Genomic DNA, 25381 nt, shown 5'->3' on the forward strand with positions numbered 1-25381 from the left:
CTACCGGTGAAAAACGAGACTCGGGCGACGTTAGTCGTCTGCGGGGGCCACACGCGAGGTCAGTTCGACTTCGGGAGCGTCGACCTCGAGTTCGTCGAGGGCGACCTGGGCGGCGCGCTTGCCCGAAACGAGCATGGCACCGAAGGTCGGGCCCATGCGCGGGAGGCCGTAGGTCGTCGCGGTCGCCATTCCGGTCGCGATCAGGCCGTCGTGGACGAGTCCGGTGTGCTCGACGACGGCGTCTTCGGACTTGCCGACCCACATCGAGTCGTGGCCGGGCGAGTCGTGGCCGGGCGCGCCGTAGGTGTCGGAGTCGGTCTGGTCCATGACCTTCCCGCGCTCCTTTGCGTCCTGAATGCCGGGGGCGTCGAGGACACCGCGCTCGTCGAGTTTCGTGATCGCCATCGCGTCGTGCCCCGTCGCGTCGATGACGAGGTCGGCTTCGACGGCGATCGGATCGACGCAGGTGATCTCTCGAGGCAGCGCGTGGACCGGCGTCCAGTTCATGACGATTCCCGAGACGCGGTGATCCTCGCGGATGACGATGTCCGTGAACTCGGTCATGTTCTGCATCTTCGCGCCCGCGTCACAGGCGGCCTTGATGAGCCCCGAACAGGCCTCCGGACCGTTCGCGACGTAGAGGTCTTCGCTGTCCTGGGATTCCTTGTAGGAGACCTCGAGTTCGTCGAGAACCTTCTGTGCGGGGTCGCGGACGGTGACCTTGTTCATCAGGAAGCCGCCGAGCCAGAAGCCGCCGCCGAGATAGTTGTTCTTCTCGACGACCATGACTTTCACACCGCGCTCTGCCAGTTCCTTCGCGGCCGTCAATCCCGACGGTCCGCCACCGACGATGATCACGTCCGAATCCGAGAAGTCCATGAACTCCTCGGTCCACTCCTGTCCGATTGCACGCGTTACGTCCGCTTCACCGACGTCGCTGAACTGTTCGAATTCGCTCATACAACTAAGTGGTAGCACTCCGTGGTGAAAAGTCTATCGCGCCCTCGACGAAGTGTTCAGGCCGTTGTCAACACGTGTGAGAAATTCAGGTCCGAAATCGATACGCTGGAGTTGACACCTCGGTGATCAGTTGGCGACCCGAACGCTGAAGGCTCGTCCACCACAATACTCGACAGATGCATCGTCGCGCGTTTCTCGCGTGTGCCGGCCTTATCCCCCTCTCGGGGTGCCTCGAGTACTTCGAGGACAACGGCGAGGAGATCACGGAGCCCGGTGACGTCGAAATCGTCTGGCACGACCTCGTGCGAGACGATCCCGGCACCGACGACGAACGGGTGGTGATCTGGGGGGCCGCCAGAAACGTCGGCGATCGAGCGTTTTCGTACCTCGAGATTCGCGCCACGTTCTACGACGAAGACGGCGAGGAACTCGAGGCCGTCATCGAACACGTCGACGAGGACGTCTCCTCGGGCGACGAGTGGCCCTTCGAGATCGAATTCCCGCGATTTGGCGAGGACGCCAGCGATGTGACGACGTACGAACTCGAGCCGGCGATGGGCGTCTAATCGCCCGTCTCCCGGTACGTGCAGTGACCGTTTCCGGCCGTGAATCGCCGGTGTGGGCGTTGCAAACGACGACTGCTCGAACTCGAGGAAGGACCTGATATGACAGATACCGATCCTGACGGGGATGGCGACACCGGGCGCGAGTCCAGCGGCGATGGCGAGGCTGGCGCCGAACAGGGTATCCACTCCGACACGGGATCGGGTTCGAGGGCTGACACAACGACGCCGGACGATCTCGAGTACGGCGGCTCAGATTCGCGAGAACGGGCGTCCAGTACAACGGAAGACGACCACGACGAGGGCGTTTCGACGCTCGCAAAACAGGGCAGCATCACGTTCGTGGGGAACGTCATCAACGGCATTCTCGGGTTCGCTATCGTCATGCTGATGACTCGTTTCGTCAGCCCGTCGGTGTACGGACTGTTCGTGCTGGCGACGTCCGTGATCCTCTTCATGCAGGTGTTCGCGAACCTCGGATTGCCCCTGGCGATCGACTACTTCGTCCCGCAATACCTGGACAACGAGGAGTACGGCAAAGCCAAAGGCGTGATCGTGCAGGTGACGGCGACCGTGTTAGTGACCTCCTCGTTGGTCGCGTTCGCCCTGGCAGTCAGCGCCTCCTACGTCGCCGAACTCTTTCAGGAACCGGCGATGAACGTCGCGTTGCTCTTTCTGTCCGTGACGATTCCGATGCTCGCGATCTACAACGTCCTCTTGACCTCCTACTACAGCATCAAAAAACTGCAGTACCGGGTCATTATGCGGGACCTCGTCCGCCCGATCGTTCGCTTCGTCGCTACTGCCGCGCTCTTGCTCGTCGGGTACGGACTGCTCGGCTTGATCGCCGGCTACATCGTCGGTCTGTTCATCGCAATCACGGTCGGTGCCGCCGTCTTTACGTACAAAGCCTGGACCCTGCTCACCGCCGAACTCGAGCTCGTCGCCCCGGCACCGCTCGTCAAGTACTCGGTTCCGCTGGCGATGACGAGCGTCGTCTTCGTGTTGATGGGTCACGTCGATTACTTCGTCCTCGGATTCTTCCTCGACTCGGAGGACGTCGGTATCTACCGCGTCGGCTACATGCTCGGCTCGGGGCTCATGATTATCTTCAACTCGCTCTCGCCCGTGTTCAAGCCCCTGATCGCCGAGACTCGAGACGACATCGACTTAGTCGAGCAACGGTTCCGGATCATGGTCCGTTGGATCGCCGGCATCACGCTTCCCGTCACTATCGTCCTCTCACTCGGCGCGAGTTCCTACCTCGCGGTGCTCTACACGCCACAGTACGCGGAGGCAACCGTCGTCGTCGCCTTGTTGGCCGGCGCGTTCTTGTTCAACGTCACGTTCGGCGGCCCGGACGGCTCGTTGCTTCAGGGGCTTGGATACGCGCGGATCGTCTTCGCCAACACGCTCGTCCTCTTCGGGGCGAACCTCGTCGTCTCGTTCACGCTCGTCCCCTTCTTCGGGATGGAAGGCGCGGCGATCGGGTCGGCGACGGCACTCCTCCTCGTCGGCTGTCTCACCCTCGGCGAAATCTACTACTTAGACGGCATTCACCCCTTCACCCGCGATTTCGCGAAGATCGTCGGTGCCGGTGTCCCCGCGGCCATCGCCGGTGCTCCGGTCGTCTACTTCCTCGAGTCCGACCTCGTTATCATCGTCGCGTTACCGATCGTCGTCATCGGAACGTATCTGGCCGCGCTCGTCGCGATGGACGCGTTTACCGACGCGGACACCCAGATGGCTGCGGAGTTCAGTCCGACCCTCCGGAAGTGGATTCCGAGGCGATGAGGCGGCGAGTTGGCTCTTCTCCAGACCCAACCGTCTCCCCTCAGACGGGCTGAGTCGACTCGGGGGGTGTCAGTCGGGCGACAGGGTCGATCTGCTCTGCACGAACGAACGTGGCCACCTCACGCACGCGCGACGCACTCGAGCGTGCGCCACCGCACGCACACCCGCGCTATCGCTCGGTTTTCGGCGAAAGGGTTATCAAATTCTCAGTCGTAGCGCTCGTCAATGCAGATCACTCGTCACCACATTCTGGGAGTGACCGTTCACGGAGGTGATCCCTCGTGGAATTAATCATCACCGAGAAGAACAACGCCGCGAGACGGATCGCCGATATTCTGAGCGGTGGCACGTACGACTCGACTCGGACCAAGGGCGTCAACGTCTACGAGTGGGGTGGCAAACGCTGCGTCGGGCTCTCGGGGCACGTCGTCGGCGTCGACTTCCCCGCCGAGTACTCCGACTGGCGGGACGTCGAACCCGTCGAATTGATCGACGCGGACGTCGAGAAGACGGCGACGAAAGAGAATATCGTTGCGACGCTTCGCATCCTCTCTCGGAAGGCGGAACGAGTGACGATCGCGACGGACTACGACCGCGAAGGGGAACTGATCGGGAAGGAAGCCTACGACATCGTCCGCAACGTGGACGACGACGTCCCGATTCAGCGAGTTCGGTTCTCCTCGATCACCGAAAACGAGGTTACGAGCGCGTTCGACGAACCGGACGAACTCGACTTCGACCTCGCGGCCGCCGGCGAAGCCCGACAGATCATCGACCTCATCTGGGGTGCCGCGCTGACCCGCTTTCTCTCACTGTCCTCGGGCCAACTCGGGAACGACTTCATCTCCGTCGGACGCGTCCAGTCACCGACGCTCAAGTTGATCGTCGACCGCGAGCGCGAGATCGAAGCCTTCGATCCGGAGACCTACTGGGAACTGTTTGCCGACCTCGAGAAGGACGGCGAGGCCACGTTCGACGCCCAGTACTTCTACCGCGACGAAGACGACAACGAAGCCGAGCGCGTCTGGGAGGAAGCCGTCGCGAGCGAGGTCTTCGAGACCCTCAGCGAGCGCGACAGCGCGACGGTCGTCGACGTCAACCGGCGAACGCGGACGGACACCCCCCCGACGCCGTTCAACACGACCCAGTTCATCCGCGCGGCGAGCGCGATCGGCTACTCGGCCAAGCGGGCGATGTCGATCGCCGAGGACCTCTACACCGCGGGCTACATCACCTACCCCCGGACGGACAACACCGTCTACCCCGACGACTTAGACCCCGAGGAACTGCTCGACGACTTCGTCGGCCACCCGACGCTCGGCGAGTCGGCCGAATCGCTGCTCGAGTCGGACGACGACATCGTCCCCACTGAGGGTGACGAGGAGACGACCGACCACCCGCCAATCCATCCGACGGGTGAGATTCCCTCCCGCGGCGGCGACGTGAGCGACGACGAGTGGGAGATCTTCGAACTCGTCGTTCGTCGGTTCTACGCGACGGTCGCCGAAGCAGCCATCTGGGAGCACCTCAAGGTCGTTACCGAGGTCGACGACTACCGCATGAAGTCCAACGGGAAACGCCTCGTCGAAGCGGGCTACCACGACGTCTACCCGTACTTCAACACCAGTGAGAACTTCGTCCCGAACGTCGACGAGGGCGAAGAACTCGCGCTGGTCGACGTCGACCTCGAGGAGAAAGAGACCCAGCCACCACGTCGATACGGCCAGTCCCGGCTCATCGAGACGATGGAATCGCTGGGGATCGGGACGAAGTCGACTCGCCACGACATCCTCGAGAAACTCTACGACCGGGGCTACGTCGAGAGCGATCCGCCGCGGCCGACCCGGCTGGCGATGGCCGTCGTCACGGCTGCGGAGGACTACGCCGACCGCGTCGTCAGCGAGGACATGACAGCCCAACTCGAGGCGGACATGGACGCCATCGCGAACGGCGATGCTACCCTGGACGACGTCACCGACGAGTCCCGCGAGATGTTAGAGGAGATCTTCGCGAACCTCGCGGACTCGCGCGACGAAATCGGCGACCAGTTGCGCAAGTCGCTCAAGGACGACAAACGGCTCGGCCCGTGTCCCGAGTGCGGCGAGGACCTGCTCGTTCGACGCAGTCGCCACGGCTCGTACTTCGTCGGCTGTGACGGCTATCCCGACTGTGAGAACACGCTGCCCCTGCCCTCGACGGGCAAACCGCTCATCCTCGAGAGCGAGTGTGAAGACCACGGTCTGAACGAGGTGAAGATGCTCGCGGGCCGCCAGACGTTCGTCCACGGGTGTCCGCTCTGTAAAGCCGAAGACGCCGGCGAAGGGCCGGTCCTCGGCGAGTGTCCGGAGTGTGGCAGCGACGAGGGAGGCGAACTCGCCGTCAAAACGCTCCAGAGCGGCTCGAGGCTCGTCGGCTGTACGCGTTATCCCGACTGCGAGTACTCGCTGCCCCTGCCGCGTCGCGGCGACATCGAAGTCACCGACGAACGCTGCGAGGAGCACGACCTCCCCGAACTGCTCGTCCACAGCGGCGACGACCCCTGGGAGCTGGGTTGTCCGATCTGTAACTATCAGGAGTTTCAGGCCCGAGAGAGCGACAGCGGCTCCGACCTCGAGTCCCTCGAGGGCGTCGGCGCGAAGACGGTCGAAAAACTCGAGACCGCCGGGATCGAGAGCCTCGCGGATCTGACCGAGGCCGATCCCGATACGGTCGCCGAAGACGTCGACGGCGTCAGTGCCGATCGCGTTCGCTCTTGGCAGGCGAAAGCCTGAGCACGCTCGCTCGTCGAAGCCGTCACTTCTTCCGGTTTACTATTCCCACAGTCGACTAATCATTACTGGAGAATGTTCCGAAACTATTATGACATATTTTGCCGTAGCATGGTGGCAGACGATGACCAATTGCTCGAGTCGAGTGCTGTTAGGGATACTCGACGAGCGCGGGGCGGTCGAAACGACGGCGTTAGCGTCCGCCGTCGATGCCCACCCGATGACGGTGGCCACGAAGTGTCACGAACTGCAGGCGGCCGGCCACGTTCGGCAGGTTTCGGGCGGCGTGTATTCGATTACGGACACCGGAGAGAAACACCTCGCGGCGCTTTCTGAGCACTGATCGATACCGTCGTTACCTGGCTATTTACGCGTCGAGATGGCTCGGTCGATAGATGAGTGCAACGTCGTAATCGATATCCTCGAAGCCGATGATGTCGTCCTCCGAGAGGTCCTCTGCATCCCACTCTTCCATAAACTCCCGTGCGTCGTCTTCGTCTTCGAACACGCGCGGATCGATCCCCATCGGGTCGTTTGCTTCGTCTTCGTCGGTAATTACGACGAAGTACGCCTCTGTGGCGTCGATGAGGTCACCCGTCTCGTGGTCGATCGTCCACGCGCCTTCGACGTCGGCGTCTGCGGAGTTATTGACGTGGTACGCCAGCATGCACCCCGGCGAATCGAAGGCCGCGCCCTGACCGTCGTCGTGTGCGATCTGACTCTGCAAATCGGGGTAGTCCGTCGGGGTCATCGAACAGACCGGACAGCTCTGGTCGTCGCTGAAGTCGACCGGTTCGTCACCCGGATGCTCCATGTTCGGTTCGAATTCGTCGTCTTCCTCGTCCTCATCGTCTTCCTCGTCGTCGCCACCGCTACAGCCCGCGAGTCCGACGAGTGCACTCGAGCCGAGCACGCCGAGGAGGTGTCGTCGGTCAAGTGATCGGCCGCCGTGGTCTGCCATACTCGAGGGTATCGGGCCGACCACCAAAACGGACGTGGTTCCGTCGTCGAACGATCGGTGGACCACTCCAGTCGGGTTTTCATCGAAAACACCCGTTTCACTCGAGAAGCGCCTTCGTCAGCCGATGGCGATACCGAAACGCGGCTTCGAATCCCACCCACGAGAACGGTGTTGCCGCGGCTACGAGTCGACCGATTCCGGGTGTCGTTCCGTACGGCAACTCGTACTCGACGCGGTCTCGGACGACGGTCGCACTGCCGTCAGCGACGAACGTGTGGGTGTGCAACCAGCGCTCGAACGGCCCGTGGGCCATTCCGTCGCGAAACCGAGCGACGCCGTCGCCGCGCTTGCGGTCCACGATCACCGACGTCAGGTACTGGCGCGGCCCGATTCCGAACGGACGCATCGACAGCGAAATCTCGGTTCCGGCCTCGAGGACATCAATTTCCGAGTTCCCGTCGGGGCCGATCCTTCCCTCGACGCGAAGCCCCGTCCAGTCGGGGGTGAGCGCCTCGAGCCCCTCGATTCGCGAGTGAAACTGCCAGACCTCCTCGAGCGGTGCGTCGACGGTCGTTTGCCGTTCGTACGTTGCCACGGGTGAGCCCACGAGTGCCGTGGTGAAAATAGCGTGGCCGTCCTCAGTTTCGATCCAACGCGTCGCGCTCGATCGAGAGAACCGCAAGCAGAGACGGTCCGTGAACGATTATTTGAGTCGCTCTTGAAGGAACGACGGGTGTGCCGCAGTGACGCCGTCGATCTCGAGGATATCGTCGGAGATGATCTCGCCGAGGGCGTCGCCGTCGGCGGCGCGCACCTCGGCCATCAGCATGTGATCGCCACTGGAACTGTAGAGGGCTTCGATCTGCTCGAGGGCCTTGAGCGCCTTCGTCGCCTCGACGTAGCGTTCGCTCGCGACGTCGATCCCCACCATCGCGATCGTCTTACTCGAGAGCTTTTTGGGGTCGATGTCCGCGGAGTAGCCGACGATCACGCCCTCTTCCTCGAGTTGGTTGATGTACTTTCGGACCGTCGGCTTCGAAACGTCCGCCCGGGTGGCGATTTCGGCGTACGATGCCTGAGCATCCTCTTCGAGGACCTCGAGGATGCGATCTTCCGTCGCCTGTGTGCTCATAGGGTATCGTTTTGCTCGGACGGGAAAATATCTTTTGTATACGAAAACGTCGACTATCCTGACGGTATACGGGCTACTGGTCTTACCAGAAACAGATACTGTGCCCGATCGTCGGCGAGTCGGGACCGGGGCACTTATTCGCTCGTTGTCCCCAGACGTGACCACGGCGTATGGTCGACTTCAACCTCGTAAGCGGGACGATCTGGCTGGTCTGTGGAATCGTGATCCTCGTCTTGGGATACATCATCGCCTTTCGGGGACGAGCCGATCTCCACGTCGACTACGACGAGTCCGTCGACCCGGCGTACGTCTCGCGGTGGGCCGGTGGGACCGCCTTGCTCATGGGCGTGCTCGTCGTGATCTATGCGGTTCATCAGCTGCTCTACGGCTACAATCCGGCTGCCTTCGGGGCACTCATCGTTACGCTCTTCGTCTTGAGCTACGCGACGAAGCGCTTCGCGCGCGGGTGGGGCTATCGCGGGTGAGGGCCGTCGACGGAGCGTTTGATACGCCAGCCGGTACACTCAATACGACAGCCAAGAGACACGCACGAAAATGCCACGAACCGATCGCGTATCGACGGTAGTGGTCGTGGTCGTCCTCGCGGTGACGGTCGTCGGTGCCGGTTGTGTCTCCTTTTCTGGCTCCGATTCGCTGGAATCCGAATTTCCAGACGACGTCGAGTCGGCCGAGCCACCCGAGACGATGTCGGCGACGCTCGAGGTCGAAATTGAACTCGAGGGCGAGCGAGAGACGATCAGCGAACCCGTCTGGATAGCCGACGACGGAACGAGTCAAATCGGTGACCTCGACGACGGAAGCGACTTCCTCAGAGTCGACGACGGCAATTCGGTCTGGTACTACGACGCGGAAAACGAGACATCGACCACCCGCGACTCGGACGCCACAGCACACACCTACTTCTCGTTCGTCTACGACGAGCAGAGTCGCTACGTCGAGGAGTACGAGTTGACTGACGTCGAGGAGACGACGAGCGACGGATACGACGCGTTCCGCGCCGGCTTCGATCCGCCGTCGAACGAGACGATCGAACGCTCGATCGGCGTCGCCGTCGGAGACACGGAGTACATCCTCCCACTCGAGACCAGCGACGTCGACGGCACGTACGCGGACAGCGTCGAACTCGTCACTGACGACGAGTACCACTTCCCACTCGAGTATCACGTCCAAGACGACGATCGATCGCTCGAGGTTTCGATCACCTACACGGACGTGACGTTCGACAAGGAACTCGCGGACGACCGGTTCACGTTCGAGCCAAATAACGCGACAACCGTGTAGAACGAATGGAATCGCGGAACTGTCGGGTGATCGGGACGCTACGGAAACCCGGGTCGCTATGGAAACCCGGGCCGCCACGGGAACTCGAGTCGTCGTCGACTCGAGTGTGGGTCGTTACGTGTGTCGCTACGTGTGTCGCTCGAGGAGGTCGTAGCTGCGCTCCCACTCGGCGTCGTCGTCGAAGTAGCGTTCGGCGAGTGGCTCGTCTGGCATCTCGCCGACGGCTTCCTTCTCTTGCGTGTAGGATGGCCGATCCTCGTCGACGTAGTAGCGACCGGTGAGGACGGTGCCCTCGTTGAGCACGTCCTCGGTTTCGTGCATCATCTCGGCGGCTTCGCGTCGGTCGGTGATGTCGAAGTCGTAGTCGTCGGACTCCTGGACGTCGATGTAGGGGACGTACTGACGAGCGTCCTTGTTCCACGTCGGACACTGCGTCAGGAAGTCGACGTGGGCGAAGCCGTCGTGTTCGATGGCCTCCTTGATGATCTCCTTGGCCTGGTTCGGGTTGACGGCCGCCGTGCGGGCGATGTAGCTCGCACCGGCGTCCAGTGAGGTCGAGAGTGGACGCAGCGGCGTCTTCGCGCTTCCGGAGGGCTGGGTCTTCGACTTGTGACCCTTCGGACTCGTCGGTGAAGTCTGGCCCTTCGTCAGGCCGAAGATCTCGTTGTTGAAGACGATGTACGTCATGTCGTGGTTCTCTCGAGCCGTGTGGATCCAGTGGTTGCCGCCGATGCCGTACCCGTCACCGTCACCGCCAGCGGCGATGACCTCGAGTTCGGGGTTCGCGAGTTTCGCGGCGCGAGCCACGGGCAGCGAGCGGCCGTGGATCGTGTGGAAGCCGTACGTGTCGAGGTAGCTGTTCAGCTTGCCGGAACAGCCGATTCCGGTGACGGTCAGGACCTCCTCGGGAGTCTTCCCGACCTCGGGGAGGGCCTGTTTGAGCGACTTCAGGACGCCGAAGTCGCCACAGCCCGGACACCAGGTCGGCTGGGGTTCGACACCGGGGGTGAACTCGTCCCGGTCGATCTCTCGTTCTTCGCCGATTGCGTTGAATGCACTCATGATTAGTCACCTGCGACGGGTTCGATTCGCACCTGTGCTGTCGGTTCGCGGTCCTCGTCGGCGAGATTGACTTCGTAGCCCTCGACGATTTCGGCGGGCTCGAAGGGGTTCCCGTTGAACTTGAGCAGGCTGGTCATCTTGTCGCCGAAGCGACCGAGTTCCTTCTGAATCAAGCCGCGGAACTGGGCTGTCGCGTTCATCTCGACGACCATCGCCTCGTCGACGCTCTCCAAGAACTCGGTCACTTCCGTTTCCGCGAAGGGCATCATGTCGGAGACGCTGATCCCCTTTACGGAGTGGCCTTGTTCGTTCAAGCGACCGATGGCTTCTTCGACGGCACCCTGCGAGGAGCCCCACGTGATGATACCGTACTCCGCGTCTTCGTCGCCGAAGTACGTCTGCGTGGAGTCGCGCTCCTCGTCGAGTTCCTCGCGGATCTTCTCGAGTTTCTCGAGGCGACGTTCCATCTGGAAGACGCGGTTGTCCGGATCTTCGCTGATGTGGCCGACCGGGGAGTGTTCGTTCCCGGTCGCGAGGTAACGCCCGCCCTTCTGGCCGGGGATCGACCGCGAGACGACGCCGTCGGTCGCCTCGTTGTAATCGAAGCGCTTGAATTTTCCAGAAGCGTCGTGTGCGGCCTCCTTCAGTTCTTCTTCGGTCAGCGTCGAACCGAGGTCCGGCGAGACGTCTCGATCGAAGAACTCGACGTCGACGTTCTGGTTCTCGCCGGAGAGCTTCTGGTCGTAGATGACGATCGTCGGGATCTGGTAATCCCAGGCGATGTCGAAGGCCAGTCGTGTCTGCTCGTAGGCCTCCTCGATGTTCCCCGGCGCGAAAACGACGCGCTGGGAGTCACCCTGACTCGTGTAGAGGACGTGCTCGAGGTCGGCCTGTTCGGGCTTCGTCGGCATTCCCGTCGAAGGGCCGGCTCGCATCGATTCGATGAGGACGACCGGCGTCTCGGTCATCTCAGCGAGGCCGAGTGGCTCGGACATCAGCGCGAAGCCACCGCCCGAGGAACCGGACATGGCTTTCACGCCGGCGTGGCTCGCACCGACCGCGAGCGCGGCCGCCGCGATCTCGTCTTCGACCTGTTCGGAGATACCGCCCATATCTGGGAAGTTCTGGCTGAGGATGGTGAACACGTCCGTCCACGGCGTCATCGGGTAGCCGGCGATGAAGCGACAGCCGGCGTCGATCGCGCCGTAGGCGATCGCGTTCGAGCCCGAGAGCAGCGCCTGTTCGGCGTCGTGTTCGCCCGTCGGGGCACGAAGCTCGTGCTCGAAGTCGTACTCCTCGTTGACGGTGTCGTAGGCCTCGTGGAGAATCTCGAGGTTCGCCTCGAGAATGTCCCCACCCATGGCGTCTTCCATCAGGTCCTCGATGTGCTCGAGGTCCATGTCGAGCAACGCCGCGGTGACGCCGACGCCGGCAGTGTTTCGCATGACCTCGCGGCCGTGTTCCTTGGCGAGGCCGCGGAGATCCATCGGGAAGACGTGCCAGTCGTTCTCCTCGGCGCGTTCCTCGAGGTCGACCTCCTCGATGTCTTCGTCGTCGACGAGCCCTTCGTCGTAGACGATGATGCCGCCCTCCCGGAGTTCGTCTAAGTTTTCCGAGAGCGGTTTGATCTCCTCGTTCCCGTAGTAGGCTTCTTCCTGTGGGTTTCGGGCGAACGAGTCGCCCAGCGCGAGCAGGAAGTTGTAGCCGTCCCCACGTGACTGTACCTCGCGTGCTGCAGCTCGGATCTCGACGTACGTGTGGCCGCCGCGAATTCGCGACGGATAGTGCCGATGGGTGAATACGTTGAGCCCCGAGCGCATCAGCGCCTTCGCAAAGTTCTGACTCGTCGAGTCGATCCCGTCACCGGAACCGCCTGCGATTCGCCAGATGAGTTCATCGTCGCTCATAGTAAATCAGTGGCCGGTGGGCCAACCGTACGCAGAAATTTGCCCTACAAAACCTAAAGCCTTTGCTATAGATTATCATGCATCAATCGTGAAGAATGCACAACCACACACTATCGGAGATTATCGACCATTAACATTGGAGGAATTAGCTACAGTTGTGTGTGTTTGTGAATGATCGAACAGCGACTCGATACATCGTCGTCGCTAATTTTGCAATATCAGAAATAGCTATATGATTGGTTGACGGCTCGAGTCGCTGCCTCTTGCTCGCTCGAGGGTCTCCCTATTCGTTCGCCGGATTGCTCGGGTGGTAGTCCGTGTCGTACTCGCCCGGCTGGTCGTCGACGCGGTCGGGGTTGAGTCGTCCGGAGAGGAACATGAAGTCGACGAGCGTCAGTGCGAGCATCGCCTCGACGACGGGAACGCCCCGCGGCGGGAGCACGGGGTCGTGACGGCCGATGACTTTCTCTTCTTTCAACTCGCCCGTCTCCCAGTCGGCCGTCTGCTGGCTCTTTGGAATCGACGTCGGCGCGTGAAGCGTGACCTCGCCGTAGATGGGTTCGCCACTCGAGATGCCGCCTTGAATCCCGCCGTGATCGTTCTCGACGGGCGTCGGGTTGCCCTCGGAGTCGAACTCCCAATCGTCGTTTCGGTCCTTGCCGGTCCACTCTGCGGCTTCGGTTCCCAGCCCGAACTCGAAGGCCGTCGTCGCCGGAACGGCCATCATCGCTTGGCCGAGTCGGGCCGAGAGCGAGTCGAATCGCGGCGCACCGAGTCCGACGGGGACACCCTGTGCTTCGAAGTAGATGCTCCCGCCGATGGAGTCGCCTTCTTCCTGGTAGTCCGCGATCAGCTCCTGCATCTCGTCGGCCGTCTCGGGGTGGGCACAGCGCACGTCGTTTTCCTCGCTGTGCTCGAGTATCTCCTCGAAGGTCACTTCGGGAGCCTCCACGTCGCCGATCTGGTTGACGTGTGCCTTGAGTTCGATTCCTTGCGTCGCGAGGAGTTTCTTCGCGATGGCACCTGCAGCGACCCAGTTGACCGTCTCTCTGGCCGACGAGCGACCGCCGCCGCCCCAGTTTCGCGTGCCGAACTTCGCGGAGTACGTAAAGTCGCCGTGGGAGGGTCGAGGAGCCGTGATGAAGGGCTCGTACTTGCCCGATCTCGCGTCCTTGTTCTGGATGACCATCCCGATTGGCGTCCCGGTCGTGTAGCCGTCTTGCACGCCCGATTTGATCGAGACGTCGTCTGGTTCGCCGCGACTGGTCGTGATCATCGACTGGCCCGGCTTCCGGCGGTCCAGATCTGCCTGAATGTCCTCCTCCGAGAGCTCGAGACCGGCGGGGCACCCCGAGACGGTACACCCCATCGCCTCCCCGTGGCTCTCACCGAACGTGGTCACCTGAAAGAGGCGACCGAAGCGGTTGCCGTTCATTACTCACCTCTGGGAGACGGGGACACTTAGCGGTGCATGATTCGCAGAGCCGGGTCCGGGTCGTCCCGAACTACGCGTCTACAGACGGTTTCGGTCGTTCCACACGCTGTCGTTCCAGCCTCTGTCACCGACGCAACCGGAAACGCCACCGATAGGCGGCAGCGACCGTCCTTTTTCCCTAGCTATCCCAACTGTCTTTGCCACAATCGACGTATGCGCACGTGTCACATGCACCGCCGTTCGTTGCTCGCCGGTGTTGCCCGCTCGACTGTCGCCGCCGCGGGCGGTCTCTCGCTCGCCGGGCCAGTACTCGGGCAAGACGACGACGCACCGCCCCTCCCTGCGAACCCGGACGACCCCGTCGCTCGCGCCGTCCTCGGGTTGGCGTCGGACGACCACCCCTCCCACCGCCTGCGGATCTGGAACCGCGACGTCGACCCCCACTCGCTCGCCCTCGAGATCGAGTCGGGCAGCGGTGACGTCTCCCTCGACGGGACTTACGACCTCACCTCCGAGGATCACGTCGTCGTCGTGCTCCAGGAGCGCGACCGATACACCGTCACGGTCACCGAAGACGGGAGTTCCGTCGAATCGACGACCCTCGAGCCCGCCACGTTCGACCAGCCCTGTCCCGCAACGGAACTGTTGGTTCTCGAGGACGGTGCGGCCGACGTGCGGACGGAGTCGGACGCCGATCACTGCTCGGAGTAATCAGCCACAGCGATCGGCCCCGAAGAGCCATTCGAATCGTGACATGCGACTCGAGTCCCGCCCCGAGACTCACTCGAGTCCCGACCTGAGAACCACCCGACTCCTGACGGGGGTCGTTCTCACACGAGGACGGCCTCGAGATCACACGCTGCGAACGGTACCAGCATCTCGTCGGGGTGGAGGCCGCCGTGGACGCCGACCAACTCGAGGTGGGCGCGGTCGCTGCCGTACCAGACCGACCGGTCGCGGTGACAGACAACCAGATCACCGACTCGTCGCCGAAACGTCTCGCTTATCGGTCCGTCGCCGAACAGTTCCCGTTCGAGGGCTTCCTCTCGGGTGAAGATTTTCGCGTCGAGGCGCTCGGCGACCATCGTCCGCACTCGCTCGCGTTCGCGGTCGGGTTCCTGCAGGTGTAGATGAAGGTTTCGCGGGCTCCCGGCGTACACCGGTTTGCCGTCGGCGTGGTGCTCAAGGTGGCCCATCAGTTGGCGTCGGTCTCGAGGTCGATGTTGTGCTCGGGGACGGTATCGACGTGGCCGTGATCGGCCGTGAGGACGAGCAGCGTTTCGCCAGCCTCGCTGCCGTCGTCCGACCCGATTCGCGAGAGCGCACGCTCGAGGGCGTCGAAGGTGGCCCCAACGGTCTCCCGATAGGCGTCGCTGTGAGTGCCTGAGGCGTGTGCGACGCTGTCGATCTGTGGCAGATAGGCGTACAGATACGCCGGATCGTCGGCGGCGTCGAACGCCGATTCGACTGTGGCCTCGAAGCTGTCGAGTTCGGTGGTCGGATCGGCTTCGACGCCGTCGGATTCGGTGGCCGGACCCGCCTCGAGGTCCAAATCGTAGGTGTGAGCGACCGCGCCGTCGTAGGTCTCCTCGAACGGGACGACGTGGTGACAGTCGATGCCCGCCCTCGAGAGGGCTGGATAGATCGGCGGCCCCTCGAAAACGTCCTGCAGGTCGTGATCGACCGACTCGTCGCCGGCTTTGACGTCGACCGTGAACGCCTCGTAGGAGGCCTCGTCTATCGGATCGTAGACGTCCCACCCGAGCACGCCGTGGGAGGCGGGCAGCCGTCCCGTGTGGAAAGTCGTCATCGCCGCTGCCGTCTCGGAGGGGTAGGTCGCCGTCAGCGGCGAGACGGTCCCCGCGGCCTCGAGTCGCTCGAGCAGCGGGTGGTCGTGGCGGTTCCAGAACTCGAGGCCGAAGCCGTCGACGACGACGACCAGCACCCGGTCGTAGTCGTCGCCGAGATCCGCGAGGACGTCGTGGGGGAGCGGTCGGTCGACGACATCGTCCGCTCCGAGTACTGTCGCGACCGTATCTGGCACGTTGGCGAAGCAGTAGTCCTCGTAGTCGGGAAACAGGTAGCCGTCCTCGGTTTGTCGATTTCGGAGACGCCGCTCGAGGTCGGTGCGCATGGCCAGAGCTACGGCGTCGACACAAAAAATATAGGGGCTTCACTTGAGGCGAAGCAAGCGATCAAGACCTACCGTAATTGCGAGCCAATGCACCAATTCGTAGTCGGTTGCAATGGCTCTGGTGAATTGCCATACTACGCCGGGTTGTAGTGTTACACTATTTTTTGAGTCCAACCGACTGAACCGTCACCGCCGGATTTCTCGAGGTGACAACCACGATCGTCCCAACATGACGCCTCGAGCGGGATAATCTCTGGGAGGAAGTCAACGCCGCCTAGTGATTCACCAGAGCCGTTGCAATCAAAGCACGACGTTGATGAGCCGACGCCAGCGGCTGAGATTTACGGGAGAGACGGTTGGATGGCCATTCGAAAATACGGTGAGGTGATCAGCAACAGTTGGCGGATCATTTCGCTGCGACATGTAATACTCAGTCCTCACTATTCGATCCACTACGACGAGCGCCCACCTACGTATTTCGAGGGCACCCCGGTAGACTCGAAATAGCGACTCCCGAACGGAGACCACGCCGAAGCGCTGCTAGATTAATAGGCGTTACACGTATATCCCTTAATCGGATGGATCAACAACATCGCCGGCGATATTAATATCTAAGGAGCTGAATTTAAAATATCACTTCCGGAAAGATACGAGACGCCCTTGCGCGAACGTGGTGGTATGTGACGGTTCTATACATGCGGTGATCTTGAGATATTATTCCTGCTCTGTCAGGTTAAAGACCTGACCGGTAATTTGGGAAGCAGCGTGGCTAGATAGATCAGGTGGAAACCCCAATAGCGACTGAGTCGAGTGTGATCGAATGGGTTTGGGAGCAGAGTAAGCTTTCGATCCCCCAAATTATTTTAGATTAGCCTACCATACTATGCAGGCATTATCTGACAGATTTTCATGTTTGTCAACTATTTCTGCAGGCCAATAATCACCTCCCTTCATGTGAATATAGGGGCTGTATCCGACGGATGGCACTGGTCCACCTCCAAGATATTGAAATTGGTGTTGGTGGTATGCTTCCCATTCATTTTCATCCATACCAGCGTCATCTTCATCATGTAACCAGGCAGTTGATGTTCCATTATCAGTCCAAGTCGAGTCGTGAACGGTCGAATCAGGTGTTTTTGTCACAGCCATAAGATCACCAATCATATAGTCCCATTCTACTTTGAGTTCAAGCTCCCAGACCTTATGCCCTGTACACCAGTGACGTGCCCAAACAGTAGCAGTCTCTGAGACATTTTGCTCACGATTGATTTGAGTTGATGGGCCATCGTTCACTTCTTCTCCCTCATCTTCCCCAGTCTTTTCACCATTAATCACAAGATCCTCTAATGCCTCAGTGACTGCTTCAGCTTGTGGTTCATTCAAAAGTTCATGAGTCTCCACAATTTCCTTTTCGGATAGATCACGCAGATCCTCAAAGAATTGGCCAATAGCCTCTTCATCATTTGGACTGAAATCAATGTCAATATCCAAATCGGTTTGTCCTCGATTGGTTTTGTCTGGGCTACCAGCTACAGTGCCGCTATTTCCAGCAACTAATAGACCAACAACTGACACATTTCCTGTCTTTTTCAATATACTTCTTCTATTGTATTTTGACATACAATGTTGATTTAGCTGCCCTAACATTAAATGTTTTGGCAATTAAACCGATACTGTTCATTTCAGCACCTCTCAGCTGGCGTTCGACCATCGAGCGCTTGATTCGGCCGATCGTGGTTATAATGGTGTCTGAAGCGTCTGAGCCAGAGGCGTGCACTGGCCGGACTGCGCTGCCGGAAAGATTGAAAACGGTCGATCCCCATCAGACGGTCTGTAACAACTTTTTTACGTAGTTTTGAACTATAGTCGAGCTGACCGCTCAATTCGTGGCGAGTAAGGGCAGTTAGATAGCCGCCAGCATCAACGAGAATCTCTGACTCATCATATCTTGTTTCGCGATGGGTCGATGCAGGAACGCCGCCCCAGGGTCAATCCCGTGACGGCTGAACACGTCGATTCCGAGCAGTAGTTTCGATTCTGTGTCGATCGCGAAGTACGTCTACTTCTTTTCGCCGCCGACCTCGGTCTGTTTCTCGTCGACTGCGACCCGCGACGGCTCCGCTGGTCTCAGAACGTTTCCTTCGCTAAGCTCTCGCAGACATCCGTGGGTCACTCTGAGCCTCCGAAAGCTTGTGCGTCCCCCTCCAAATTGCGGTATGAGAACGATTGACAACAAGTAATTTGAACACTGAGACGAACTCCCGAACTGACAATTCTGACGAATGCAGTCGCACCTCAAATACCCTGACGGGTGTCGGGGTGCGCTTGTTCTCCCAAACTCACCACAATCCACGTCTAAGGCCTTTCTGAGCAAGTTAGCAAGTTGTACGAGTACTTCTCTCCACCACCCGCTCATTCCTCAAACCCTCATCTAAACAGTGCTCCAAATCACATTATTAGACATTTTGTTGAAGTTTATTTATATTTTAGCATAATAAGCCAGTTCTAAGTCTTAGAGGTGTATATGGATGGTTTGCGAGAAATGAGAGACCAAGGTATATGTAATGGTTATTTCGGAAATCATATATTTATAGGTCAAATAAAAATCCTATTGGAGTATCACATGGCGTTAGAACCAACGAGTCACCTACAGTTTTTGAATTCACATTTTCCTGAGCAGCAATAACACAAATTATTATACGCTCGAGGCCATAGTAAATCTATGGTGGTTGTTGGCTTACCTGAGTTGATAATGGCAACATTATTGATTGTCTTCATTTCAGTTCTTGCTGGGAAATGGGTCTATGATGATGCAAAATCGCGGCAGAGTGGTTGGGCTTGGCAGTGGGGTGTCGGAATTGCGTTCCTATTCTTAGCTGGGATTTTTCCAGGAATAGTTGGTTTACTCATATACGTCATAACCCGCGGGGAGCGCGTAGATTGATCAATCAACTGCACAGACGCATACCCAGAGATGACGCGCCACTTAATAATCGCTACTCGCACAGTGCTGGAAGCTAGCATTCGTCGAGCTGTATTGAGTCCTACTAGCAACCGATCTTGAGTGGCGCGCTTCGGGTCGGTGTGAGAACCACGCAAGTGACCGGAGAGCGACGCGAACCAGAAGCGGATCCATTGACCCGACAACGTCTGGAAAGACAGGAACTCCCGTGCATCGTAGACTCTTCGCTCACTACGTTCGCGAGCAAACTCGAAAAATCAGGACCAAAAGGGCTAGCGAAAACGCTTCAGGGCAGTTCGAACTCGATCGCCGCTCCCTGACCGAAGCCGACGCACTCGGTCGCAATCCCTCGCTCGACGCCGCGGCGGTTCATCTCGTGGACGAGCGTGACGGGCAGGCGAGCACCGGAACACCCGAGTGGATGACCGATCGCGATCGCGCCGCCGTTGACGTTCAGTTGATCCATCGGAATGCCGAGTTCCTGCTGGGAGTACAGCGTCTGGCTCGCGAACGCTTCGTTGATCTCGACGAGGCCGTAGTCGTCGATCTCTCGACCCGCACGCTCGAGCAAGCCTTCAGTCGACGGCACTGGGCCGACACCCATGACCGTCGGATCGACGCCGGCGACGTAGCTCGTACCGACTTCCGCGAGGACCTCGAGGTCGTTCTCCTCGGCGAATGCGCGGCTGGTCAGTAAGACGCCCGCGGCCCCGTCGGCGATCTGGGAGGCGTTACCCGGCGTGACGGTGCCGTCTTCTTTGAAAACGGTTGGCAACTCCGCGAGTTTCTCGGCCGTCGTTCCCGGACGCAGCCCTTCGTCAGTGTCGTGGGTTCCGTCCTCGGTCTCGAGGGGAACGATTTCGTCGTCGAATCGACCTTCCTCGGTCGCGTCGACGGCGCGCTGTTGGCTGCGAGCACCGTACTCGTCTTGTTCTTCGCGCGAAATGCCGTGCTTCTCAGCAACCTTTTCGGCCGTGACGCCCATTGCGAGGTTCTCCATGCCGTACTCCTCGTCGAGTTTCGGGTGCATCTCGCCGCTGTCGGCGGCTCCCATCTTCACGCGGCTCATGCTCTCGACGCCGCCCGCGAAGACGGCCTGCTGGCGGCCTGCAGCGATCGAGTCGGCGGCACCGATAATTGCCTGCGCGGAGGATGCACACTGACGATCGACCGTCGTCGCCGGGACGCCCTCACCGAGATCCGAAAAGAGCGCGATTTGGCGCGCAATGTTCGTTCGCTGCTCGCCGCGTTGCTGGGCGCAGCCCCACATCAGATCGTCGATATCGTCGCCGGAGAGGCCGGTCTCGGCGAGCATCTCGTTGACCAGCGGAATCGAGAGGTCTTCGCTTCGAAACTCCGAGAGTGCGCCGTCTTCTTTGCCTTGTGCCGTCCGAACTGCACTAACGATCACCGGTGTCGTGTCTGCCATTGGCTACCACTCGTTGCCCACGCGTAAATAAATGTGTGAATCGGTAACCAAGTTGCCGGGAGCAGTTACGAGTGGAAGGGGCGGGCGGCGGGCGTGGAAGGAACAAACAACGAGAGTGGAAGGGCCAAACAACGAGAGTGAAAGAGAGCAAACGGCGAGTTATGTTCGCTCGAGCGCGACACCCAGGTCCTCGAGCATCTCGAAGAAGCCGGGGAACGAGACGTCGACGTGGTCGGCACCCTCGACCGTCGTCTCGCCCTCGGCCACGAGGCCGGCGAGTGCGAGCGACATGATAATTCGGTGATCGTGCCGACCGCGAACGGTCGCGCCGGAGAGCGTGGAGTCGCTGCCGTGGACGGTCAGGGAGTCGCGTTCCTCGGTCGTCTCGACGCCCATCTTGCCCAGTTCTTCGGCCATCGCGCTCACGCGGTCGGTTTCTTTGTAGCGAACGTGCTCGGCGTTCGTAATCCGCGTGTCGCCATCGGCCACGGCCCCCAGCGTCGCGATCGTCGGCAGCAGATCCGGCGTATCTTCGACGTCGACCTCGATACCCGAGAGCGGGGCACTCGAAACGTCGATCGTTCCAGCGTCTCGGTCCCACGTCACGTCTGCACCCATTCGGTCGACGATGTCGACGATGGCGGTGTCCCCCTGTGCGCTCGGATTTGCCCCCGTAATTCGGACGGAGCCGCCGTCAGCCGCGGCAATTGCACCGGCCGCGAGCGGGTAGGAAATCGAGGAGAAGTCGCCGGGCACGGCGTACTCTCCGTTGGTAGTCCCGTAGGATTGGCCGCCCTCGACCGAGAATCCGTCACCGGTCTTACGTGCCTCGACGCCGAAATCCGCGAGCACCTCGAGGGTGATGTCGACGTACGGTGCGGACTTGAGTTCGGTCTCGAGAACGACGTCGACTCCCTCCTCGGTGACGGCACCAGCCATGAGCAAGGCGGTGATGTACTGCGAGGAGACGTCGCCCGGAATTGCGACTTCTCCGCCCGAAATCGGGCCCGTCACGACCAGCGGGGCCTGGCCGTTGTCTCGAGTGCTGAACGCCTCCCCGTCGAGATCACCCACGGCTTCGAGCAGCGGACCCTGTGGCCGCGAGCGAAGCGATTCGTCGCCGGTGAGCACCGACGTGCCGTCCGCGAGCGCGGCCGCGGCCGTAACGAGTCGCATCGTGGTCCCGCTGTTGTCGCAGTCGATGACGTCCGCGGGGACCGAAGGCCGCCCGTCGAAGCCTTCGACCGCGAGGCTAGCGTCCGCGCGTCGCTCGACACTCCCGCCGAACAACTCGACGGCGCGGGCGGTTGCCTGCGTGTCCGCACTCCAGAGCGCGTCGCGGACGGTCGTCTCGCTCGCGTACCCTGCCGCGAGAATCGCCCGGTGCGTGTAGCTCTTCGAGGGCGGGGCTCGTGCCTCTCCCTCGAGACTCGAGGGCGTGATAGTGACGTTCATGCTCGCTCTGTGGAGTGGCCGCCCTATACCGATACCGATCCTCGGAGTGTTTCGACGTGATGGACTGGCCAACTCATCGAGCGAACCGACACGAAGCGATAGAGGAAGTGACTCGCCGGGATTGAGCAAACCACAACGGTTTGCGATGTTCGGCGAGTTCACGATCGATGGAGCGAAGCGACAGAGGAAGTGACTCGCCGTAATTATGTGGGTGCTCGACACAGACTCTCGTATGAGCGCAACCGTCGACTTCGCCCCGTTGCGAGACTATCTCGAGGCGACCGACCTGGATGGCTACTGTATCGACGCGGACGCGTCGGATTCCGACCAGCGCTACGTCTCCGGCTTCACCGCTCCCGATCCCTATCAGACCGTCGTCACTCCAGACGGTGTTCACCTGCTCGTTTCGGGACTCGAGTACGGCCGAGCGAAGACGGAAGCGGCAGCCGACTCGGTGACGCGTCGCTCCGAGTACGACTACCGAAAACTCGTCGCCGAACACGGCCCGTACGAGGCGAAGAGCCGACTGATCGCCGCGTTCCTCGAGGATCACGGCGTCGACTCCCTCGCCGTCCCCCGGAACTTCCCGACCGGGACGGCGGACGGCCTTCGCGAGCAGGGACTCTCGGTGACGGTCGAACCCGAGGGCCTCGTCGAAGACGTTCGATCGACGAAAGACGAGTGGGAACTCGAGCAGATCCGTGCGACCCAACGTGCCAACGAGGCCGCGATGGCGACCGCAGAGGAGTTGATCGCGACGGCCGACGTGGCCGACGACGGCAGTCTGGTCCACGACGGCGAGGTGCTGACGAGCGAACGGGTCAAGACGGAGATCGAAGTGACCCTCCTCCGACACGGTTGCGGACTCGACGACACCATCGTGGCCTGCGCGGCGGACGGCGCGGATCCACACGACCGCGGCAGCGGCCCGCTCGAGGTGGACGAACTGATCGTGATCGACATCTTCCCGCGCGACAAGGAGACGGGCTACTTCGGTGATATGACGCGCACGTTCGCCCGCGGCGACCCCGGCGACGAAGCGCGACGGCGTTACGAAGTCACGGAAGAAGCGTACGAGGCCGCACTCGAGGCCGTCGAGGCTGGCGTCACCGGCGAAGCCGTCCACGACGTCGCCTGCGACGTGATCGAAGACGCCGGCTACGAGACCCTCCGAAGCGATCCCAGCACCGAAACCGGCTTCATTCACAGCACCGGCCACGGCGTCGGCCTCGACATCCACGAACAGCCGAGCGTCGCCCCCTCCGGCGGCGAACTCGAGCCCGGTCACGTCATCTCGATCGAACCGGGAATCTACGATCCTGCCGTCGGTGGCGTGCGAATTGAGGATCTGATCGCGGTGACTGAGGACGGCTACGAGAACCTGACCGACTACCGGGTCGGGCTCGAGCCCTCGAGCGAATAGCAACCGTCGCTGACCGAATAGCGATCGTCGCAATCGCTGTGAGTGCGCGCGAGCGTGGTTGCCCGCACCGCCGGGGTGACTTTCGACTGCCAAACAGAATGCCTACTTAGTTGCGCTCGACGATGCGCTCGCCACCCTCGAGTCCGCAGCCTAACGCGGCGTGGACTCGCCCCTCGCCGACGACCCAATCGCCCAGACAGTACAGCCCGACGCTCTCCGCCCGTCCCAACGGTTCCTGTGAAACCTCCGCTTCGGGCTGGGCGTACCGCCAGCACTGGTGGTCCGTCCAGTCGGGCTCGAGCAGCCGGTCGTCCTCGAGCAGCTCTGCTGTCAGTTCGGCGAGTTCCTCGAGCGTCGCCTCCGGGTCCGCGTCGGTGCGTTCGACCGACCACTCGTGATTCGCCTGCACGATCAACAGCGACTCGCCGTCGGGGACGTGGCCGGGTTTGCACTCCTCGCGGGCGAGCCACCCGATTTCGTGGTCCTTGTCGGTGTTGACCAACGCGTAGTAGGGTCGCTCGAGCGCGAACGGATAGTGAAAGACGCCCGTCCAGATCGTTCGATACGGAACGCCGTCGATGGCTTCGACGAGCGAATCTCGACTGTCGTGGTCCCACTCGGCCGTACGCACGAGTTCGGCCGTTTGCGGCGCTGGCGGGGTCACCACGATGGCGTCGAACGGGCCCCATCGGGTGCCGGATCCGTCCTCGAGTCGCCACGTCTCGTCGCTCGCGTTCCGACTCAGCGTTTCGACCCGGGTCTCGCGGTGAACCGTCGCGTCGGTCCGTCCGAACAGTCGTTTCGCGAGTTGTGTCACTCCGCTCTCGTACGTCCACTTGCGTTCGTCCGCGTCCCGGCCTTCCGACACCTCGCCTGTGCCATCGAAGGTCCAGATCGGCTCGCTCACGTCGGACAGCCCGTCGGTCTCGAGCGTTTCCGTGAGCAGTTCGTCGACTCGCTCGTCGCCCGATTTGACGTAGTTCGCGCCGTAGTCGTAGCGAACGTCGCTACGGCGTCGCGTCGCTGCGCGACCGCCCAACCCGCGGGATTTCTCGAGGACAGTGATCGATGCGTCCTCGAGTCCGGCGTCGATCGCGTGCGCTGCGCCGGCAGCGGCCGCACCAGCGCCGACGATCCCGATTCTGCACATAGTGGATCTGCATTCGGGGCGGACGCCCAAGTACTGTCGGCCGGTGTGTTCGACACCGCGATACTGGTTCAGAACGCGAGTGTGGACGTGGCGCTCACAGTTCGTAGGCCATCATCACCTCGTCGACGCACTCGCCGTCGATTTCGTAGTGGTCGCGGCGGATGGCCTCGGTGTCCCAGCCGTGGACGGTCAGGAACTCGAGGGCGCGGTCGTTGGTGATCGGGACGCTGTTGTACACTTTCCGGTAGCCGTTGGCTTCGGCCCACTCGATTCCGCGGGCGAGCAGTTTCGTGCCGATGCCGTTGCCGCGGTAGGCCTCGCGGACGCCCACCGTTTGCTGGGCGGTCCCCTGCATCGGCTCGACCTGCGGCAAGTCGAGGTGCGTCCAGCCGACGACCTCGCCGTCGACGCTCGCGACGAAGAACATCCGCGATTTGACGGCGTTGTGTCTGCTCACTGAGTCTTCGTAGAGCAACTCCTCGGCGATGGTCTCCGCGACGACGTACGTTTCCGCCGCCGTCACGTCTCGAATCGTCTCGATGAGGCCGTCGAAGTCGTCCTGTCGCCCCGGTCGAACGAGGAAGGAGAGGTCGTCGATCTCGTACTCCGTGATCGCCCCGAACTCGAGGGAAATCTGGAGGGTTCCGCCGTCTTCTTCCAGATAGCCGTCGGATTTGAGTCCTTCCAGGTGATCTCGAAACTCGTCGGTCGGGAGCGACACGACGTCCAGTAACTTGTGTCGCTTGACGGTTCCGTTCCGTTCGACGTACTCGTAGAGTTGTCTGCTCGCGTCCGACGAAAAGGTCGGTCGCTCGATCGCTCCCATAGAGTCAGTACGACGACCACTGATTTAGAACTTGGGCGTTGCTACCATACCACTGACAGCCGAGCGACGGATGTGGTGACTGAACGCCCTCCTGCAACCGAACCAACTGCACGGACAC

At 61.2% G+C, this 25381-nt stretch carries 23 protein-coding genes and 1 pseudogene; 9 read left to right on the plus strand and 15 right to left on the minus strand.

What is annotated here, in order from left to right; all coding sequences use genetic code 11:
- Nucleotides 1-30: 30 nt before the first annotated feature.
- A complete protein-coding gene (locus BB347_RS01930) occupies nt 31-960 on the minus strand; it encodes a sulfide-dependent adenosine diphosphate thiazole synthase (protein WP_076578917.1) in 930 nt (309 codons plus the stop codon).
- 176 nt (nt 961-1136) lie between these two features.
- Here BB347_RS01930 and BB347_RS01935 point away from each other — a divergent pair, with 176 nt between their 5' ends.
- From BB347_RS01935 to BB347_RS01950, 4 genes are all read left to right on the plus strand, one after another.
- Entirely contained in the window at nt 1137-1526 is a 390-nt protein-coding gene (locus tag BB347_RS01935; protein WP_076578915.1) for an FxLYD domain-containing protein, read from the plus strand.
- A 99-nt stretch (nt 1527-1625) separates the two neighbouring features.
- Nucleotides 1626-3317, plus strand: coding sequence for a flippase (locus tag BB347_RS01940; RefSeq protein WP_236995976.1), 1692 nt, complete (start codon nt 1626-1628; stop codon nt 3315-3317).
- 281 nt (nt 3318-3598) lie between these two features.
- Entirely contained in the window at nt 3599-6088 is a 2490-nt protein-coding gene (locus BB347_RS01945) for a DNA topoisomerase I (protein ID WP_076578913.1), read from the plus strand.
- 121 nt (nt 6089-6209) lie between these two features.
- Nucleotides 6210-6428 carry a MarR family transcriptional regulator gene (locus BB347_RS01950; RefSeq protein WP_170871996.1) on the plus strand — a complete coding sequence of 73 codons (219 nt, stop codon included), beginning with the start codon at nt 6210-6212 and terminating at the stop codon, nt 6426-6428.
- Between the two features lie 24 nt (nt 6429-6452).
- Here the strand turns inward: BB347_RS01950 and BB347_RS01955 are convergent, their stop codons facing one another.
- The 3 genes from BB347_RS01955 to lrpA1 all read right to left on the minus strand — a co-directional run bounded on the left by BB347_RS01955 (nt 6453) and on the right by lrpA1 (nt 8178).
- Nucleotides 6453-7046 carry a nitrous oxide reductase accessory protein NosL gene (locus BB347_RS01955; protein WP_076580169.1) on the minus strand — a complete coding sequence of 198 codons (594 nt, stop codon included), beginning with the start codon at nt 7044-7046 and terminating at the stop codon, nt 6453-6455.
- A 97-nt stretch (nt 7047-7143) separates the two neighbouring features.
- Entirely contained in the window at nt 7144-7641 is a 498-nt protein-coding gene (locus BB347_RS01960) for an SRPBCC family protein (RefSeq protein ID WP_076580167.1), read from the minus strand.
- 108 nt (nt 7642-7749) lie between these two features.
- Nucleotides 7750-8178 carry an HTH-type transcriptional regulator LrpA1 gene (gene lrpA1, locus BB347_RS01965; RefSeq protein ID WP_076578909.1) on the minus strand — a complete coding sequence of 143 codons (429 nt, stop codon included), beginning with the start codon at nt 8176-8178 and terminating at the stop codon, nt 7750-7752.
- 170 nt (nt 8179-8348) lie between these two features.
- Between lrpA1 and BB347_RS01970 the strand changes: the two genes are divergently transcribed.
- Both BB347_RS01970 and BB347_RS01975 read left to right on the plus strand, forming a co-directional pair.
- A complete protein-coding gene (locus BB347_RS01970; protein ID WP_076578907.1) occupies nt 8349-8663 on the plus strand; it encodes a hypothetical protein in 315 nt (104 codons plus the stop codon).
- Between the two features lie 70 nt (nt 8664-8733).
- Nucleotides 8734-9480 carry a LolA family protein gene (locus BB347_RS01975; RefSeq protein ID WP_076578905.1) on the plus strand — a complete coding sequence of 249 codons (747 nt, stop codon included), beginning with the start codon at nt 8734-8736 and terminating at the stop codon, nt 9478-9480.
- 126 nt (nt 9481-9606) lie between these two features.
- On the opposite strand, the gene BB347_RS01980 is transcribed toward BB347_RS01975, so the two are convergent.
- The 3 genes from BB347_RS01980 to aroC form a co-directional block, all read right to left on the minus strand.
- On the minus strand, nt 9607-10542 hold the full coding sequence (locus BB347_RS01980; RefSeq protein ID WP_076578903.1) for a thiamine pyrophosphate-dependent enzyme: 936 nt from the start codon (nt 10540-10542) through the stop codon (nt 9607-9609).
- A gap of 2 nt (nt 10543-10544) precedes the next feature.
- The gene (locus BB347_RS01985) at nt 10545-12449 is read right to left on the minus strand and encodes a 2-oxoacid:acceptor oxidoreductase subunit alpha (RefSeq protein WP_076578901.1); all 1905 of its coding nucleotides are present in this window, start codon (nt 12447-12449) and stop codon (nt 10545-10547) included.
- A 283-nt stretch (nt 12450-12732) separates the two neighbouring features.
- Nucleotides 12733-13884 carry a chorismate synthase gene (gene aroC / locus BB347_RS01990; RefSeq protein WP_076578899.1) on the minus strand — a complete coding sequence of 384 codons (1152 nt, stop codon included), beginning with the start codon at nt 13882-13884 and terminating at the stop codon, nt 12733-12735.
- A gap of 228 nt (nt 13885-14112) precedes the next feature.
- On the opposite strand from aroC, the gene BB347_RS01995 reads away from it, so the two are divergent.
- On the plus strand, nt 14113-14595 hold the full coding sequence (locus BB347_RS01995) for a hypothetical protein (RefSeq protein WP_076578897.1): 483 nt from the start codon (nt 14113-14115) through the stop codon (nt 14593-14595).
- A 119-nt stretch (nt 14596-14714) separates the two neighbouring features.
- Here BB347_RS01995 and BB347_RS19530 read toward each other — a convergent pair whose 3' ends face one another.
- From BB347_RS19530 to BB347_RS02005, 4 genes and pseudogenes are all read right to left on the minus strand, one after another.
- A complete protein-coding gene (locus tag BB347_RS19530; RefSeq protein ID WP_236995977.1) occupies nt 14715-15080 on the minus strand; it encodes a hypothetical protein in 366 nt (121 codons plus the stop codon).
- Nucleotides 15080-16018, minus strand: a complete 939-nt coding sequence (locus tag BB347_RS02000; protein WP_236995978.1) for an alkaline phosphatase family protein — start codon at nt 16016-16018, stop codon at nt 15080-15082. The genes BB347_RS19530 and BB347_RS02000 overlap by 1 nt, the downstream gene beginning before the upstream one ends.
- A gap of 873 nt (nt 16019-16891) precedes the next feature.
- Nucleotides 16892-17638, minus strand: a complete 747-nt coding sequence (locus tag BB347_RS18895) for a hypothetical protein (protein WP_139326960.1) — start codon at nt 17636-17638, stop codon at nt 16892-16894.
- Between the two features lie 62 nt (nt 17639-17700).
- Nucleotides 17701-18434 (minus strand): annotated as a pseudogene (locus BB347_RS02005) (IS6 family transposase).
- A gap of 306 nt (nt 18435-18740) precedes the next feature.
- Between BB347_RS02005 and BB347_RS18900 the strand changes: the two are divergent.
- Nucleotides 18741-18962: a hypothetical protein gene (locus tag BB347_RS18900; protein WP_139326959.1), complete on the plus strand. Its 222-nt coding sequence runs from the start codon at nt 18741-18743 to the stop codon at nt 18960-18962.
- A 304-nt stretch (nt 18963-19266) separates the two neighbouring features.
- Here the strand turns inward: BB347_RS18900 and BB347_RS02010 are convergent, their stop codons facing one another.
- Nucleotides 19267-20409 carry a thiolase family protein gene (locus BB347_RS02010; RefSeq protein ID WP_076578896.1) on the minus strand — a complete coding sequence of 381 codons (1143 nt, stop codon included), beginning with the start codon at nt 20407-20409 and terminating at the stop codon, nt 19267-19269.
- Between the two features lie 159 nt (nt 20410-20568).
- Nucleotides 20569-21864: a 3-phosphoshikimate 1-carboxyvinyltransferase gene (gene aroA / locus BB347_RS02015; RefSeq protein ID WP_076578893.1), complete on the minus strand. Its 1296-nt coding sequence runs from the start codon at nt 21862-21864 to the stop codon at nt 20569-20571.
- Nucleotides 21865-22096: 232 nt separating this feature from the next.
- Here aroA and BB347_RS02020 point away from each other — a divergent pair, with 232 nt between their 5' ends.
- On the plus strand, nt 22097-23287 hold the full coding sequence (locus tag BB347_RS02020) for a M24 family metallopeptidase (RefSeq protein WP_076578891.1): 1191 nt from the start codon (nt 22097-22099) through the stop codon (nt 23285-23287).
- A 106-nt stretch (nt 23288-23393) separates the two neighbouring features.
- Here BB347_RS02020 and BB347_RS02025 read toward each other — a convergent pair whose 3' ends face one another.
- Both BB347_RS02025 and BB347_RS02030 read right to left on the minus strand, forming a co-directional pair.
- Nucleotides 23394-24437: an NAD(P)/FAD-dependent oxidoreductase gene (locus BB347_RS02025; RefSeq protein ID WP_076578888.1), complete on the minus strand. Its 1044-nt coding sequence runs from the start codon at nt 24435-24437 to the stop codon at nt 23394-23396.
- 94 nt (nt 24438-24531) lie between these two features.
- A complete protein-coding gene (locus tag BB347_RS02030; protein ID WP_076578885.1) occupies nt 24532-25263 on the minus strand; it encodes a GNAT family N-acetyltransferase in 732 nt (243 codons plus the stop codon).
- Nucleotides 25264-25381 lie beyond the last annotated feature (118 nt).

The organism is Natronorubrum daqingense (genome assembly GCF_001971705.1).
Classification (GTDB): domain Archaea; phylum Halobacteriota; class Halobacteria; order Halobacteriales; family Natrialbaceae; genus Natronorubrum; species Natronorubrum daqingense.

Excerpts from the sequence above, each read along its gene's own strand:
- BB347_RS18900 (WP_139326959.1), top strand. The coding sequence starts at position 18,741 with ATGGTGGTTGTTGGCTTACCTGAGTTGATAATGGCAACATTATTGATT.
- BB347_RS01970 (WP_076578907.1), top strand. The coding sequence starts at position 8,349 with ATGGTCGACTTCAACCTCGTAAGCGGGACGATCTGGCTGGTCTGTGGA.
- BB347_RS19530 (WP_236995977.1), bottom strand. The coding sequence starts at position 15,080 with ATGGGCCACCTTGAGCACCACGCCGACGGCAAACCGGTGTACGCCGGG.
- BB347_RS01935 (WP_076578915.1), top strand. The coding sequence starts at position 1,137 with ATGCATCGTCGCGCGTTTCTCGCGTGTGCCGGCCTTATCCCCCTCTCG.
- lrpA1 (WP_076578909.1), bottom strand. The coding sequence starts at position 8,178 with ATGAGCACACAGGCGACGGAAGATCGCATCCTCGAGGTCCTCGAAGAG.
- BB347_RS01980 (WP_076578903.1), bottom strand. The coding sequence starts at position 10,542 with ATGAGTGCATTCAACGCAATCGGCGAAGAACGAGAGATCGACCGGGAC.
- BB347_RS02000 (WP_236995978.1), bottom strand. The coding sequence starts at position 16,018 with ATGCGCACCGACCTCGAGCGGCGTCTCCGAAATCGACAAACCGAGGAC.
- BB347_RS01950 (WP_170871996.1), top strand. The coding sequence starts at position 6,210 with ATGACCAATTGCTCGAGTCGAGTGCTGTTAGGGATACTCGACGAGCGC.
- BB347_RS18895 (WP_139326960.1), bottom strand. The coding sequence starts at position 17,638 with ATGTCAAAATACAATAGAAGAAGTATATTGAAAAAGACAGGAAATGTG.
- BB347_RS02010 (WP_076578896.1), bottom strand. The coding sequence starts at position 20,409 with ATGGCAGACACGACACCGGTGATCGTTAGTGCAGTTCGGACGGCACAA.
- BB347_RS02020 (WP_076578891.1), top strand. The coding sequence starts at position 22,097 with ATGAGCGCAACCGTCGACTTCGCCCCGTTGCGAGACTATCTCGAGGCG.
- BB347_RS02030 (WP_076578885.1), bottom strand. The coding sequence starts at position 25,263 with ATGGGAGCGATCGAGCGACCGACCTTTTCGTCGGACGCGAGCAGACAA.
- BB347_RS02025 (WP_076578888.1), bottom strand. The coding sequence starts at position 24,437 with ATGTGCAGAATCGGGATCGTCGGCGCTGGTGCGGCCGCTGCCGGCGCA.
- BB347_RS01955 (WP_076580169.1), bottom strand. The coding sequence starts at position 7,046 with ATGGCAGACCACGGCGGCCGATCACTTGACCGACGACACCTCCTCGGC.
- BB347_RS01975 (WP_076578905.1), top strand. The coding sequence starts at position 8,734 with ATGCCACGAACCGATCGCGTATCGACGGTAGTGGTCGTGGTCGTCCTC.
- aroC (WP_076578899.1), bottom strand. The coding sequence starts at position 13,884 with ATGAACGGCAACCGCTTCGGTCGCCTCTTTCAGGTGACCACGTTCGGT.
- BB347_RS01985 (WP_076578901.1), bottom strand. The coding sequence starts at position 12,449 with ATGAGCGACGATGAACTCATCTGGCGAATCGCAGGCGGTTCCGGTGAC.
- aroA (WP_076578893.1), bottom strand. The coding sequence starts at position 21,864 with ATGAACGTCACTATCACGCCCTCGAGTCTCGAGGGAGAGGCACGAGCC.
- BB347_RS01940 (WP_236995976.1), top strand. The coding sequence starts at position 1,626 with ATGACAGATACCGATCCTGACGGGGATGGCGACACCGGGCGCGAGTCC.
- BB347_RS01930 (WP_076578917.1), bottom strand. The coding sequence starts at position 960 with ATGAGCGAATTCGAACAGTTCAGCGACGTCGGTGAAGCGGACGTAACG.
- BB347_RS01995 (WP_076578897.1), top strand. The coding sequence starts at position 14,113 with ATGCACCGCCGTTCGTTGCTCGCCGGTGTTGCCCGCTCGACTGTCGCC.